This window comes from Oleiphilus sp. HI0123, from assembly GCF_001635315.1.
Map to the genome: position 1 here is coordinate 1 of NZ_LWGE01000549.1, position 271 is coordinate 271.

Genomic DNA, 271 nt, shown 5'->3' on the forward strand with positions numbered 1-271 from the left:
TCAACTTGCTGACACACCCGTTCTCACCGACAGCGAAGGTTATTTCGAGTTTAAAGTTTCCTTTGGAAACTATCAGTTAAGGCCTTACTTACAGACCCAGAATCAAGTTGATGACGAGGGTGTTGTTACGGCTTACCCTGTACCCGATTATGCTGCAGTTTATTACGCTGCCAGAAATATTAGTGTTTTCGCTAATACCTCAGTTGATGTAACGATTCCAATGTCAGTATTAAGTGGAAAAGCACTCGATGCCAACGGCGTCGCTGTTCCG

At 44.3% G+C, this 271-nt stretch carries 1 protein-coding gene; it reads left to right on the forward strand.

The annotated features are described in order from the left end of the window. The coding region (locus A3761_RS27010; protein ID WP_197472836.1) for a hypothetical protein at positions 1-271 on the forward strand (271 nt) is incomplete at both ends.